Origin of the sequence: Hymenobacter sp. BT188 (assembly GCF_014333585.1) — a bacterium.
Lineage (GTDB): Bacteria > Bacteroidota > Bacteroidia > Cytophagales > Hymenobacteraceae > Hymenobacter.
The window spans coordinates 182,343-195,388 of record NZ_JACSCW010000005.1; the positions used below are offsets into that span (position 1 = coordinate 182,343).

Consider the following 13,046-nt stretch of genomic DNA (forward strand, 5'->3'; position numbering starts at 1 on the left):
CCTGCCCTTTCTATGGATTTCGCCCAAGACATTATTCTTGAAAATAACCGGGCTCAGTTGCGCCCCCTGACTGCCCACGATTTTGAGGGATTGCAACCCGTCGCTTTCGACCCCGATCTATGGCAGTTTACCCTTACCCGCGGTGACGACCGCATTAGTCTGGCCGCTTACATTGCGGCGGCGGTGCAAGGCCGTGAGAAGGAGCAGCGCTACCCTTTCGTACTTATAGATAAGCAAACGAACCAGGTGGCTGGGAGCACGAGCTACTACAATATCTATCCGGATGACGCGCGTCTGTCCATCGGCTATACTTGGGTGGGCACTGATTTTCAGCGCAGCGGCCTAAATCGGGCGGCGAAGCATTTGCTGTTTCGACATGCCTTTGACGTGCTCGGCTGCGAGCGAGTAGAGCTGGAAACGGATGCTCATAATCTGAAGTCGCAGTCGGCGATGCGTCGCATGGGAGCAACGGAGGAAGGTACTCTGCGGAGCCACCGCTACACCCAAGGCGGACGGCGGCGCGACACAGTCATTTTCAGTGTCCTAAAACCAGAATGGCATCAGTTGCGCACCACTACCTTTAAGGATTTCGAGAATCATGGCTGATTTGCTCCCCAACCAGCGCAGCTTGCTACGGCGTCGGGCCGACAGCTTCGGGCATGCCTTCCGCGGGGTGGCGTCGGCGCTACGCTCGGAGGTGCATCTGCGCTTTCACGCCTTGGCAACGGTGGTCGTGATAGGCTTGGGGTTTTACTTTGGCATCAGCCGGACGGAGTGGGCGATCGTGGCGCTAGCCGTTGGCACCGTCTGGACGGCAGAGTTGGCCAATACGGCCATCGAGGCCCTAACTGATTTGGTATCGCCGGAGTATCACCCGTTAGCGGGCAAAGCGAAGGATGTAGCTGCGGGGGCCGTTTTGCTGGCGGCACTGGCGGCCATAGTAGTTGGTGCGCTCATATTTGCCCCCCAGGTATGGGCTTTAATTGAGTAGCGCGAAACGGGCCTAAAGAACAATTAGCAAAGCGCGGCGTAAGAACTACTGTTCCGATTATAGGCCCACCTTAAATGGGATGTGTGCCTCGCAAGTAGCCTATTGCTTCTTGTTCACTGCTTCCTTTTGCTCGTTATGCGCTCTGCCTTACTCTTTACTTTCCTCATGATGACGACCTTATTATCAGCAGGTTGTCAAACTGGTGTGACCGTGACCACGCCCACCGATCCTCCTGTGACGGGCAGCGTATCGGGCACTAGCACTCCCGCTCCAACCAGCGCCAACACGGTAATGCCTACGCCCGCTCGCTCCTCTATTGCCGACACCACGAGGCAGCCAGTCTGGCTGAGGGAGCGTATTCAGAAAATACTGGCCGAAGAACCCGCCAACCCACCCGTACAGGTATTCCGCTACCTCTACAACAACCAGGTGGTGTATTATGAAACGGCTCCCTGCTGCGACTTTTTCACTACGCTTTACGCGGCCGATGGCAAAATTATTTGTCAGCCTGACGGTGGCATTACGGGCAAAGGAGACGGCAAATGCTCTGATTTTCTTCAGAAAAGATCGCGCGAAAGACTGATTTGGCAAGATCCCCGGTAGGCTATTCTACTTGGTTTCAGATAAATTTGCCCCTCACTATTGGCTCTCAATTACCTTTCGAAAGCCATTTGCTACGGTTGATTTCTAATCCGTTTTTATCATTCAACTCCATGATTAACACCATCGAAAAACTGGCCGCTTATAACGTGTGGGCCAATGATACGCTGCTTGCTCACCTGGATAAAGCAGTAGCGGGCGGCGCCGAAATTCCGGCCGCGGCCCTGCGTCTATTTAGCCACGTGCTCAACGCGCAGGCTATCTGGATTGCACGCCTCACCGACACGCAGAGCCCAGTGAAAGTGTGGCAGGAACATACGCTGGAAGGCTTGCACCAACTCCACGCCCAGACCTCTAACCGCCTGCTGCAGATGGCTCAGGCCGCCGACGACACCGAACTTTACCGCACCATTACTTACACCAACTCAGTGGGCGACGCCTACGTGAGCCAGGTATCCGACGTGCTGACTCACGTGCACGTGCATGCCAACTATCATCGCGGCCAAGTAGCCACTCGTTTGCGCGACAATGGGTTAGAGCCTATCAATACTGACTTTATCACTTACTGCCGCGAGTTGTCGGCGAAGGAAACCGTGAGCCTGTAGCTACTGAGCTTGCCGCTCTTACGTAAAAACCCTTCTGGCTTGCATACCAGAAGGGTTTTTGTTTGTTATCCAGCCATTCTCCTTAATACACTCTCTCTATGTCTGCTCCCCTTTCTCCTGTTTTGGCTCCTGAGCGCTTGGCCTCAGCTTATACTTACGCTTCTTACCGCCAGCTTATTGATGAGTTGATGGCCCAAAACCTTACGACCGGCCCCAACCAAACAGAGCACATTTTGCAGTACGCTCGCCTGAATATCCAGCGGATGCGGCGGGTAGATAAAACCATTGTGCTGCTGCCCGAGTTGCGCGAAGCCTTAGACAATCTGCAAAAAAAACACGTGTGGCTGACGCTCACCGAAGGCTGGTGCGGCGACGCGGCCCAGATTGTGCCCGTAATCGAAGCGATTGCGCAAGCCAGCAATGGCAAGCTGGAATCACGGTATCTGCTGCGCGATGAGAACCTGGATCTGATGGATCGCTATCTCACGGACGGCGGGCGCTCAATTCCCAAACTCATTGTATTGCATGCCGATACGCTTACGGAAGCTGCTACATGGGGCCCTCGTCCGGCGCCCGCCCAGGCCATGTTTCGGGAGCTAAAAAGCCAGAATCTACCCTTTGAAGAATTCGCTACCCAGCTTCACGGCTGGTACGCCCATGATAAAACTCAATCGACTCAGCGGGAACTGCTGGAGTTGGTTCGGGCATTGGAGCCGGCACTAAGCGCTAAGTAAGCACAACTTTGCTTCCTGAACACGTTGTTTATAAACAAAAAGCCCCCCAGAAGGTATCTGGGGGGCTTTTTCAATTTTGGTCCTGACCTAATCAAGTTTGGTTTGACCCAGTTCAGTTACCTGATTATTAGTAACTGTGATGTCGGTGCGAACCACGTTTTTGTAAGCTGGCTGATTAGCAGGAGCGGTAGTGGTAGGGAAGAACTCCACACGGTAAACGCCGGAGGGTAAGCTACCCAATTGGAATCCGCCCGAGGCATCAGCGGAAGTGCTGAAAGTATCGGCAGGCGTGATAGAAGCGCGGATAGCCAATATTTGGGGCAACGACGCGCTAGGCGTAACCGTGCCGCGCAGACCACCAGCAATATCCTGGGCGATAACACGAATAACTGGCTTCAGCAGAAAACGCTCTTTCTTGTCGTTGCCGGGGCGCCAGTTGCCACGCTGCACAATCGACTTGGCTACGTCGAAGTCGAGCAGAAGCTGGAAGGTTTCACGCTCCCGCAAAGTCGCGTTACTCAGCTTCAGCTTAACGCCAGAAGTCTGACCGCTAGGCGTTTTCAGTTCATACACTTGGCCATCACGGGTGGTGACGGTGCTGTTTGGACCAAGTACCAAGCGAATTTCTTTCAAATCACCGGGCTCAAAGTCGGTATCTACCAGCAGCGCGGAGCGACCATTTACATAGTCAAGTATATTGAGCGTTTGGGGCGTGAAAGGCAATAACTCCCAGCCATCGGAACTTTGCTCGTCCTTGAGGTGCACTTCAATCTGACGGACATCCAGCGTTACTTTCTGGAAGTCGCCGGGCGCATCCGTCAAACGGATTTGCAGCTTGGTAGCGTTGTTACTGCTTTTGTCATCGGCGCAGCTCGCCAACGTAAGCCCAGCAAGTAATGCAATGGGCAGGTAATGAGGGATTTTCATAAGAGAGGGCGGATGAAAAAGGGGGAACGAGGCTTGAGTCGCTGAAGGATACACTAGCCATATTCAAGCCAGATTTATTAGATTTATCATATTCATAAGAAATAAATATACTTTTATACTGAAACCAGGTCGTATAAGATTTCCTTTTCAAATCTCACCAAAGAAAAAGCCCCCACCATTATCTGGTGGGGGCTTTTTCTTGAGACCGAAGTATTACTTGTTGCCTGTGCTAGTAGTATCAGCCGGAGCCGGCGTTTGCTCCGGTGTAGCAGTGGCTGGCTCTGTTGGCTCGGTAGGACGCGTTTTGGGCTTGCCAAACAGAATACCGTTGAGCTTGTCTTTAGCTTGGCTCCGAATTTTCGTTTCAGCTTCGAGGCGCTTCTTCTCAATTTCGAGACGAGCCTTTTCCTGCAAATCCTGTTGGCGACGGGCCAAATCACGCTGCAGGCTGTCCTGCGCCACCTGCGCGCGGGCCTGCAATTGCGATTTAGCATCGGTCACTTTGGCCTGCACAATGTTCTGCACTAAGTCTTTGGCCTGCGCCTTCACGCTGCCACTGTTCAGCTTTACCTGCGGATTCTTGACCGTGCCGCCAATCGTCAGGCCGAGGGTCACGCGGTCAGTGCCTTCCAGGTTTTGAACGCCAGTGAGGGAGGTGAGGCGGGCGTTGAGTTGGTTGCCTAGCTTGCCGGTGGGCACGTTCAAGGCTGTTATGTATTCGAGGTTGCCATCCACGTTGTTGGAACCGCCCACAGTCATCTTGATCTGGCCCACGTTCACGTCAAACGGCTTCACAATGAAATTGCCGTTGAGCACCTCAGCCGCTACGTCTTTGTTTTCGACCACAAACTTCTTCAGTTCCTGAAACTGAGTGAGGGCACTGATTTTGTCCATCACCTCCGAATCACTGACGGCAGCCCGTACTATCTCAAACAAGCCTTTGCCGGTAAGTGAACTGTACACGGGCATCATATCGGGGCCCATTTCACCGCTTACGTTGAAGTTCGTAGAGAAAATCCCTTCCAGATTGGCGGCCAGAGGCACTAATGTTTTCACGGAGTTAAAGGCCTGGAAAGCGTTTTGGAAGTTCAGGTTCTTGATGTTCAGCCCGAGGTTGAACTTGGGATGCTGCAAATCTTTGCTGCTGTAGCTACCGGTTGTGGCAAAACTGCCCCCCAGCGTGTTAAAGGTCAGCCCATCCATGCGCACGGTTTCGTCGCGCACCACTACTGTCCCCTTCACATTGTCGAGTTTGAGGTTATCATACACCACTTGGCCGACGTTGCTATTCAGCGTCAGGTCGAAGAATTTGGGGATTTGCAGTACACCTTGTGCTTGGGCAGGCGCGGCAGTTTTGGCCGTGGTAGTAGGCTTGGCAGTCACCTCATCTACCATCCACTCATTCACGTTGAAGCGGTTGCTGTTCACCGTCAGGTTGCCGCGTAAAGGCTGACCCGACGTGAACAAGTAGCCCATATAGTTGCTGATGGTGCCGGAAGCGGCAATATCGGAGCTACCTACAAAGCCGTTCATGTTTTGCAGCACGATCTTGTCGTTGTTGAACGTAGCTGTGGCGCGCGTCACTTTTACGCCTTGGGGCAAATCAGCGCTTTTGTAGGTTACGTTTTGAGCATTCACGGTGCCTGAAGCCACTACGTTCTGGTAACGCTCGGCTTCAATATCGGCCATACTGCCTTTGGCGGCGATGTTGCCGTTCAAACGCCCCGTCACGGTCATGCCTTCCAGCGGGAAGATTTTGGTCAGCTTGGTCAAATCCACAGTGCCGCGCACATCGGTGTCGAAGATGGGCTTGTCGATATTTTGGGCGGCAATGCGGCCTTCCAGTGGCTCACCGTCGAGCAGCATACGGAACTGTGGAATATTGAGGCGCGTGTCGTTGGGCTTGCCCGTGGTGTTTGTGACCGTACCGTTTAATGTCAGATTTTCAATGGGCGCCGGAAATTTTTTCGACTTTACATAGCCATTGGTTAGGCGCATAGCAGCCTGCACAACGGGCATTTGAGTGGCAGAATAAATGCCTTTAGCCGTTGCATCCACGAATAATTGCCCTTTCAGCAGTAGATCCTGAACAGGATACACCTTCATTACCTCCGCCAAATCGACATTGGCCTTCACCCGACCATCCACGCGCATCGGCTCCAATCCGTCGATGGCTACTGAACCATCCACAGGGTTTTTGCCTAAGTCGAGATGAAACTGCTTCACGTTTACTTTGACGTTGTTGGTGAAGCCCGAAGGATTGTCCACCACCATATCCACGTTGATGTTGCGGGCCGCCTGCGGCAAATCGGGGTAGTGAAACATGCCATCTTTGACTTGCAGATTCACCCCGTAGCCCGGCGATTTTACATCGCTCATGGTGCCTTTGTAGTAGCCATCGAACGCCATTTTGCCGGCCGTCTCAATATTCTTGAAGCGCTCCGTGAATATGCCGGGCACAACGCTCAGGATGTTTTTAAAGTCGGTTTCGAGGGCTTTGAAGGTCAAGTTGAAGTCTATATCGTCCTGAGGCATGGCAATGGTGCCGGCAAAGCTGGCCGGGAAGTCATTGATGCGCACTTGGTTGTCCTTGAACGTGAACAGCATCTTATTCAAGTCCATAGCCATTGTCACGTCGGCGTTGAGCTTGGTGTTGGATAAATAGTCCGTGCCGGCATAGTTCATCGTGAAACGATCTGCTGTAGTCTGCGACACCATATCGAACACGTTCTGCGTGAAGTCGCCCGAGCCGGTGTGGTTCACATTGTGAGCCTGCGCCGCGAAGGGAATTGTCAGGTCTTCGTAGCGAATTTTGCCCCCCACGATTTCCCAACCCTTTATAGCCACGCTCAGTTGGCTGGTATCCTTGCCTTGGGTGGCCAGGGTAGAATCGGACAGAAAAATATCCCAGTTGGCGCGCCCACTTTTCAGCACGCGCAGATTTATATCGGGCTGATCGAGTTGAATAGATTTAATTTTGATCTGCTCGCCCCGCAAGACACTCATCAAATCCAGCCCAACCCGAAAGGCGGGCAGGTAAGCCAACGTATCGCGAGCAAACGAATCTTGCCCGATGATGCGCAGTTTGTCGATGCTCAGCGCTAGATCAGGGAAAGTGCGAAATAAGCTCAAGCTCACATTGGCCGGATCATATTCTACTTTAGCCGCCACGCGCTCAGCCAGTTGCCGATCGAGGGCTTGCTTGATCTTATCTTTGAATAATAGCGGCGTGAGGGCAATAGCTGCCACCAGCACCACTAAAAACACGAGTAGGCCAACAAAAAATTTACGCATGAGTAAGAGGCTTTGAATCAGGAGAAGCGTACAAGTTCGGGGCACAATCCATCCACCGGAGCACGTGCTACCTGAGTTTTAAATCCTGAATAGGCAAAAATAGTGCAATGTTAACCTAATGGTCGTCGCTAGGTCTAACATTCGATCCACGGACATTTTACTTACTTTATTGGGCAAGATTGCCTTTTACTTCTTGCGCCACCTGCTTCCCGTGTACCAAACGGGATAGATGGCGCGTTAGTGTTTTTTCTTTATGCATCTACCTCTACTTTCTTTTTTTGCCCCCCAGCGGCTTTGGTGTACTTGGAGCCGCTTTGTGGCGCCGGTAGTATTGGCAGTGGGTTGTAGCATTGGCTTGCATTCGGAGGCGCAGGCCCAAGACTTATACTTCTCCCAGCCCTACGCTACGCGCCTGCACACCAACCCGGCTTTTACCGGTCTGCTCGATGATTATAGCGTTTCACTTAACTATCGCAATCAATTCCCGACCCTAGCGGGCACCTTCCAAACCAGCCAGCTAGCTGCCGACTACCGCATGCGCAACCAACGCAGTGCCGTCGGCCTTTTATTGAACTATGACCGCACGGGTTCCGTCGGCTACACGCGCTTTGAGGTAGGAGGTTTGTATGCTTATCACACTCGTCTTACGGAATATATAAGTTTGAGCGCGGGCTTGCAGGCTAGCTACGGAAATCAGCGTGTAAGCTACGGAAACCTTGTTTTTGGCGACCAACTTTCGGATGAAGGCCTCATTGGAACTCCCACAGCAGAGACTCTGGACGTGGATCCGATAAATTATCTTACGATTGGCGTGGGTGGTTTACTATATACGGAACGGTTTTGGATAGGGGCTGCTGCACACCACTTAAATCAGCCAGATCTGGGTTTTGCGACCCAAACCAAGCTGCCGATGCGGTTGAACTTTAATACTGGTTACAAACATTATTTCGTGCGCACTTCCACTCCCATCAAAACTCGTGAGATTAGCCTGACCGGTACGGCCAGCTACACCCGGCAGGGTGGTTCGCAGCGGGCGGAAGTTGGGTTATATGGTACCGTTTCTCCTATTACTCTCGGTGCCGTGTATCGGGGAATGCCGCTGCCCGGTGCTCCCCAACCGCAGCAGATTATCGCCGCTATTGCGGGCATCAGCACTGGCGTTTTCCGCTTCGGTTACAGCTACGATGTCAGCCTGAGTGATTTTAGTGCCGATTTGGGTGGCGCACATGAACTTTCGGTCAGCGTCCGCAATTTCGATCGAATAGAAGACGCATGGCGCCGTTTACGGCACCGCAACTTCAAAGCTATTCCGACTCCTGCTTTCTAAACAACAGTACAAATAAGTAACTTGCGTCAAATTACCTTCTCTAAATCATTTTCTCTCAGGTAGTTTCTATTACATCATGAATCTTTCCAAATACTTACGCTTTGCCATCGTGGGAGCCTGCGCGTTGGCTGCCTGCAGTAAAGGGGCGCCGACCGCCACTAAACCTGGTAAGTACAGCTCAACGACGGGCATCGAGTACAACACCGAAGAGGGCATGAAGGTATCCGACTACGCTGGTATTCCAGAAGGCCCGGGCCTGATCTTCATTGAAGGTGGCCGTACCGTTTTGGGCTCAGCCGAAGAAGATGTGGCCATGACCCGCGACAACGTGGAGCGGACGGTTACTATCGCATCGTTCTACATGGACGAGGCGGAAGTAGCTAACATTCACTGGTTGGAATACCTGCACTTCGTTCGCAAAGACTCAGCAGAGGAGTTCTATCAGTCAGCGTTGCCCGACACCGCCGTTTGGGCACGTGAGCTTTCCTTCAACGACCCGTACGTAGACTATTATTTGCGCTACCCCGGCTTCCGCTACTTCCCAGTAGTAGGAGTTAGCTGGCTCCAGGCTAATGATTATTGCACTTGGCGCACAGCTAAAGTGAATGAGACTTTGGCTAGTGGCGGTGGCACATCCAAGAAAAAAGGTGGTGGATTATTTGGCCGCAGCAAAAAGAATGCTGCTGCCGACGAAGCCGCTGATGCAGCAGAAGGTGCTGGCGCAGCAAAGCCTTCTATCGAAGATGGTAATACCCTGCCTAATTACCGTCTGCCCACAGAGGCTGAGTGGGAATTTGCTGCTCAGGCCCTTGTTGGTACCCAGGAAGTTGGCAACGAGAACCAAGAGAACAAGCGTATCTATCCTTGGGATGGTCGCCAAGTGCGTAACCCCTACGGTAAGAAGATGGGCCAGTTCCTGGCTAACTTTAAGCGTGGCCGCGGTGACTATGCCGGTATCGCTGGTAGCCTGAATGATGGCGCCATGATTACGGAGTACATCTATAACTATCCTCCGAACGATTACGGCCTATACAACATGGCTGGCAACGTAAACGAGTGGGTACAAGATATTTATCGTCCGCTCTCGTTTGAGGACGTAGAAGATTTGAACCCCTTCCGCCGCAACGGCTTCCTTGACCCAGCAGAATCGGGTAACGGCAGCAGCACTGGCTACGATAAGAAAGGCTACCAGTCGCTCATCGATGACCACGTTCGTGTATACAAAGGTGGTTCGTGGAAGGACGTAGCTTACTGGTTGTCGCCCGGCACCCGTCGCTTCATGGCTGAAGACTCAGCTACTGCTGCTATCGGTTTCCGCTGCGCCATGATCAACGCTGGCTCGAACAAGTAGTCTGACTTAGTAGTCGATTAACGACAAAGAAAAAGCCCCCCAGCCGAGTGCTGGGGGGCTTTTTCTTTGTATCAAAGTCAGTTGGTAAACTACCAGAGTGGTCACGGCTTACATACCATCCAAATCGAGTTTAATTCTCGGCGCAGGCAATGGTCGCAATACTAACCTCGCTACAGCCTGCAGCTAGCAAGGCTGCGGCACAGGCTTCAAGCGTAGCACCAGTAGTCAGCACGTCGTCTACGATGAGAATGCGTTTATTTAGAATATCTGCTGGCTGACTTACTTCAAACACCTCCGCTACGTTTTGCCAGCGCTCCGCCCGGTTTTTCTGGGTTTGGGAAGACGTATGCTCGGTGCGACGCAAGGCAGTGGCGCTCCACGGCACCTGAAGGCTCGTTGATAAGCCCTCCGCGAAAGTATCGGACTGATTATAGCCTCGCTTAGCCAGTTTGCGCGGGTGCAATGGAACGGGCACAATAAGGTCGAATTCCGTAGCTAGGCCATGATCGGTGAGCTCAGTACCGTACCAACGGCCTAGTACGCGCCCGATATCCCGCTGCCCTTGGTACTTGAGTTGATGCAGTAAATGTTGTACCCGACCGCGCCGCAAGAAACGCAGATAGCTTAGGGAATAGCGCACGGGCAACTTACCCCAGAACTTACGGGCCAACGGATTCTCGTTGGGGGGCAATTTGTGGTAATCGGTATACGGAAACTGAACTCGGCAGCCCGTGCAAATATGGTCTTCGCCGCGGGCTAACGGCTCGTCGCATGCTAAGCAAACTTGCGGAAAAATGAGAGAAACAAAGTCGGCCAGCGCAGTGCGAATCATGAAGCGCTGGGGGGCAAAAACGTGGCCACGCTTCTGAGGCGGTCAGCTAAAAAGCTAAACCAAGCCAGAAGTAGCCCGCCACACACTAGCCAATAACTTAAGCTAAGAGTTTGATAGGAAACAAGGATAGCGGCTATTACCAATACTAAGCCCAACGACCACATCAAATGCCCGACTAGGGTGCGACTAGGTTGGCTTCCAGAACGTGGCACGTAAGGTTCATCCGTCCAAAGCACACGCAAACGACGATACTCTGACAGGAGCAGAGCCATATCCATCAACAGCATCACGCCAATCACGTAAGGCGTACCAGCCCATTTCTGTGAGATAGTAATCAGTAGAATATTGAGCAGCATAGGCATCAGCGCTATGGCTCCGAGCAGCCAAAACCTGCGTGTGAGCAGCAAGAACCCAGTTATAACTTGGCTAAGCGCAATGAATGCCGCGTACATACCAAGTTGATACGCTTGAAGTTTTTCAATCAGCCATACGGGTCCAATCCAGCCCGGAAAGTGGTGTCCAGCGTAAAGCTTAGCCATGCCGGAGGTGAAGAAAGTGGCCCCCAGAAACACCATTAGTCCAACACGCCACAACCGAACAATACGCATAGCTAAAACTGCAAAAAGATAGAAATCAGGCAAGGAGTAAGGTAGCGGGCCCAGCAATACCTAGCAAATATGCGGGGCATTTCTGCCTACTTTCGTGTTATAGATTCTCACCTCTGACTTACATCCTCCATTCAATATGAGTATCGTCACCGAATTCAACGACTACCGGGAGCGCATGAACGAAAAGATCATGGCGGCCGACAACAAGGTCATCAAGCGCTTTTTCAACCTCGACACCAATACCTACCAAGCTGGCGCCATCGACGTCAAGACCAAGGAAATGCTGGGCCTGGCCTGCTCCATGGTATTGCGTTGCGATGATTGCATCAAATATCACTTGGGCAAATGCCATGAGGAAGGTCTCACCGATGAGGAAATCTATGAGGTGTTTGCCATTGCCAACCTCATTGGTGGCAGCATCGTGATTCCGCATTTTCGCCGCGCCGTGGAGTATTGGGAAGCTCTCAAAGAAGAAGCCGTAACAGCTGCGCCGCCTCACGCCCACGACGCATAAGCATGGACGCGCAGGAAACCGAGGCCGAATTTGAAGCCCGTTGGTGGCAGTTAATGAATGACATGAGGGAGCGGTTTGGTAAAAAACCGGATCTGAACGCGCTGTTGTTGCTTATTGGCGTGCAGGAGCTTGGTCAGGGTGCTGGGCCGTTTACCAAGGAGCAGAAACAGGACCTGATGCACATTGCTACCTGCCGTCTCTTTAGCCTCTCCGGCCACTACGAGCTAGAAAGCGTCGATGAGGATGGTTGGCCGCACTATAAGCTACTGCGGCCCGTGCCTTTTGCCAACCTCAAAGAACAGGAGCGCATGCTAAAGTGGCACATTCTGGAGTATTTTGATAAGTGGATGAAGGACTAGCTTACTACGCTAGTCCTTCGTTCAACACCCCTTATTTCTTTCCTTGAAGATTATCAGCTATAACGTCAATGGCCTGCGCTCCGCTTTGAGCAAGGGCTTGCTTGACTGGGTGCGGGAGGCCGCGCCCGACGTACTTTGCCTCCAAGAGATAAAAGCCGGCCGCGAGCCGCTCGACGTGTCGGGTTTCGAAGCGTTGGGTTACCAGGCATACTTGCACCCAGCCGCCAAGCCCGGCTACAGTGGTGTAGCTACGTTTTCTAAGCACAAGCCCAACAACGTAGCCGTCGGCTGCGGTACGGAGTGCTACGACTGTGAAGGGAGGGTGTTACGACTCGATTTCGACGAGTTTTCGGTGCTTAACACCTACATGCCCTCTGGCACCAGCGGCCCCGAGCGGCAGGCGTTTAAGGTGGAATGGCTACATTTTTTCCGCGAATACGTGCGGGACTTACGCCCTACTTTGCCGCCGCTCGTCATCGTAGGTGATTTCAACTGCTGCCAGCGCGAACTCGATCTGCATAACCCAAAAGCCAACCAAAACAGCACGGGTTTCACGCCCGAAGAGCGGCGCTGGTTTGCAGATTTCCTGGCCGACGGCTTCACCGATTCGTTTCGCCACCACCATGGCGACGCTGGGGGACATTATTCGTGGTGGACGTACCGAGCCGGGGCCCGCGCCCGCAATGTGGGCTGGCGCCTCGATCACCTCTTGGTAGATGATACCCTGCAACCGCGCGTGGCTAGTGCTGGTCTTTTGCCTGATGTGATGCACTCCGATCATTGCCCAGCCGTAGTGGAGCTGCGGTAACACTAAACTTACTCTTGGTGCAGCATTATCTTGGAACAATTGCCCCCCAGCGGTTGTCGTTCCAAAATAGACTGGTGACGAAAGTCACGCGCGGCT

14 protein-coding genes are annotated in these 13,046 nt (G+C 52.8%); 10 read left to right on the top strand and 4 right to left on the bottom strand.

The window, feature by feature from the left end:
- Positions 1-12 precede the first annotated feature (12 nt).
- The 5 genes from H8B13_RS15575 to H8B13_RS15595 all read left to right on the top strand — a co-directional run bounded on the left by H8B13_RS15575 (position 13) and on the right by H8B13_RS15595 (position 2,930).
- On the top strand, positions 13-606 hold the full coding sequence (locus H8B13_RS15575) for a GNAT family N-acetyltransferase (protein ID WP_187311745.1): 594 nt from the start codon (positions 13-15) through the stop codon (positions 604-606).
- Positions 599-991, top strand: coding sequence for a diacylglycerol kinase family protein (locus H8B13_RS15580; protein WP_187311746.1), 393 nt, complete (start codon positions 599-601; stop codon positions 989-991). The genes H8B13_RS15575 and H8B13_RS15580 overlap by 8 nt, the downstream gene beginning before the upstream one ends.
- 165 nt (positions 992-1,156) lie before the next feature.
- Positions 1,157-1,594, top strand: a complete 438-nt coding sequence (locus H8B13_RS15585) for a DUF6970 domain-containing protein (RefSeq protein ID WP_187311747.1) — start codon at positions 1,157-1,159, stop codon at positions 1,592-1,594.
- A 110-nt stretch (positions 1,595-1,704) separates the two neighbouring features.
- Complete coding sequence (locus H8B13_RS15590) at positions 1,705-2,196, top strand: DinB family protein (protein ID WP_187311748.1); 492 nt, start codon at positions 1,705-1,707, stop codon at positions 2,194-2,196.
- Positions 2,197-2,294: 98 nt separating this feature from the next.
- Positions 2,295-2,930 carry a thioredoxin family protein gene (locus H8B13_RS15595; protein WP_187311749.1) on the top strand — a complete coding sequence of 212 codons (636 nt, stop codon included), beginning with the start codon at positions 2,295-2,297 and terminating at the stop codon, positions 2,928-2,930.
- Between the two features lie 87 nt (positions 2,931-3,017).
- On the opposite strand, the gene H8B13_RS15600 is transcribed toward H8B13_RS15595, so the two are convergent.
- Complete coding sequence (locus H8B13_RS15600) at positions 3,018-3,857, bottom strand: DUF4382 domain-containing protein (protein WP_187311750.1); 840 nt, start codon at positions 3,855-3,857, stop codon at positions 3,018-3,020.
- 213 nt (positions 3,858-4,070) lie between these two features.
- Positions 4,071-7,151 carry an AsmA-like C-terminal region-containing protein gene (locus H8B13_RS15605; protein WP_187311751.1) on the bottom strand — a complete coding sequence of 1,027 codons (3,081 nt, stop codon included), beginning with the start codon at positions 7,149-7,151 and terminating at the stop codon, positions 4,071-4,073.
- A gap of 253 nt (positions 7,152-7,404) precedes the next feature.
- Here H8B13_RS15605 and H8B13_RS15610 point away from each other — a divergent pair, with 253 nt between their 5' ends.
- Both H8B13_RS15610 and H8B13_RS15615 read left to right on the top strand, forming a co-directional pair.
- Positions 7,405-8,478: a PorP/SprF family type IX secretion system membrane protein gene (locus tag H8B13_RS15610; protein ID WP_187311752.1), complete on the top strand. Its 1,074-nt coding sequence runs from the start codon at positions 7,405-7,407 to the stop codon at positions 8,476-8,478.
- 76 nt (positions 8,479-8,554) lie between these two features.
- Entirely contained in the window at positions 8,555-9,829 is a 1,275-nt protein-coding gene (locus H8B13_RS15615) for an SUMF1/EgtB/PvdO family nonheme iron enzyme (protein WP_187311753.1), read from the top strand.
- 130 nt (positions 9,830-9,959) lie between these two features.
- Here the strand turns inward: H8B13_RS15615 and H8B13_RS15620 are convergent, their stop codons facing one another.
- Together H8B13_RS15620 and H8B13_RS15625 are read right to left on the bottom strand one after the other, a co-directional pair.
- Positions 9,960-10,661 carry a ComF family protein gene (locus H8B13_RS15620; RefSeq protein WP_187311754.1) on the bottom strand — a complete coding sequence of 234 codons (702 nt, stop codon included), beginning with the start codon at positions 10,659-10,661 and terminating at the stop codon, positions 9,960-9,962.
- On the bottom strand, positions 10,658-11,269 hold the full coding sequence (locus H8B13_RS15625; protein ID WP_187311755.1) for a hypothetical protein: 612 nt from the start codon (positions 11,267-11,269) through the stop codon (positions 10,658-10,660). The genes H8B13_RS15620 and H8B13_RS15625 overlap by 4 nt, the downstream gene beginning before the upstream one ends.
- A gap of 136 nt (positions 11,270-11,405) precedes the next feature.
- Between H8B13_RS15625 and H8B13_RS15630 the strand changes: the two genes are divergently transcribed.
- Genes H8B13_RS15630 through H8B13_RS15640 form a run of 3 tightly spaced genes read left to right on the top strand, consistent with a single transcriptional unit; the run spans position 11,406 to position 12,950 of the window.
- The gene (locus H8B13_RS15630; RefSeq protein WP_187311756.1) at positions 11,406-11,783 is read left to right on the top strand and encodes a carboxymuconolactone decarboxylase family protein; all 378 of its coding nucleotides are present in this window, start codon (positions 11,406-11,408) and stop codon (positions 11,781-11,783) included.
- Between the two features lie 2 nt (positions 11,784-11,785).
- On the top strand, positions 11,786-12,142 hold the full coding sequence (locus H8B13_RS15635) for a hypothetical protein (RefSeq protein WP_187311757.1): 357 nt from the start codon (positions 11,786-11,788) through the stop codon (positions 12,140-12,142).
- A 43-nt stretch (positions 12,143-12,185) separates the two neighbouring features.
- Positions 12,186-12,950: an exodeoxyribonuclease III gene (locus H8B13_RS15640; protein ID WP_187311758.1), complete on the top strand. Its 765-nt coding sequence runs from the start codon at positions 12,186-12,188 to the stop codon at positions 12,948-12,950.
- Positions 12,951-13,046: the final 96 nt, after the last annotated feature.

Excerpts from the sequence above, each read along its gene's own strand:
- H8B13_RS15575 (WP_187311745.1), top strand. The coding sequence starts at position 13 with ATGGATTTCGCCCAAGACATTATTCTTGAAAATAACCGGGCTCAGTTG.
- H8B13_RS15595 (WP_187311749.1), top strand. The coding sequence starts at position 2,295 with ATGTCTGCTCCCCTTTCTCCTGTTTTGGCTCCTGAGCGCTTGGCCTCA.
- H8B13_RS15625 (WP_187311755.1), bottom strand. The coding sequence starts at position 11,269 with ATGCGTATTGTTCGGTTGTGGCGTGTTGGACTAATGGTGTTTCTGGGG.
- H8B13_RS15610 (WP_187311752.1), top strand. The coding sequence starts at position 7,405 with ATGCATCTACCTCTACTTTCTTTTTTTGCCCCCCAGCGGCTTTGGTGT.
- H8B13_RS15590 (WP_187311748.1), top strand. The coding sequence starts at position 1,705 with ATGATTAACACCATCGAAAAACTGGCCGCTTATAACGTGTGGGCCAAT.
- H8B13_RS15620 (WP_187311754.1), bottom strand. The coding sequence starts at position 10,661 with ATGATTCGCACTGCGCTGGCCGACTTTGTTTCTCTCATTTTTCCGCAA.
- H8B13_RS15615 (WP_187311753.1), top strand. The coding sequence starts at position 8,555 with ATGAATCTTTCCAAATACTTACGCTTTGCCATCGTGGGAGCCTGCGCG.
- H8B13_RS15585 (WP_187311747.1), top strand. The coding sequence starts at position 1,157 with ATGATGACGACCTTATTATCAGCAGGTTGTCAAACTGGTGTGACCGTG.
- H8B13_RS15600 (WP_187311750.1), bottom strand. The coding sequence starts at position 3,857 with ATGAAAATCCCTCATTACCTGCCCATTGCATTACTTGCTGGGCTTACG.
- H8B13_RS15630 (WP_187311756.1), top strand. The coding sequence starts at position 11,406 with ATGAGTATCGTCACCGAATTCAACGACTACCGGGAGCGCATGAACGAA.
- H8B13_RS15635 (WP_187311757.1), top strand. The coding sequence starts at position 11,786 with ATGGACGCGCAGGAAACCGAGGCCGAATTTGAAGCCCGTTGGTGGCAG.
- H8B13_RS15580 (WP_187311746.1), top strand. The coding sequence starts at position 599 with ATGGCTGATTTGCTCCCCAACCAGCGCAGCTTGCTACGGCGTCGGGCC.
- H8B13_RS15605 (WP_187311751.1), bottom strand. The coding sequence starts at position 7,151 with ATGCGTAAATTTTTTGTTGGCCTACTCGTGTTTTTAGTGGTGCTGGTG.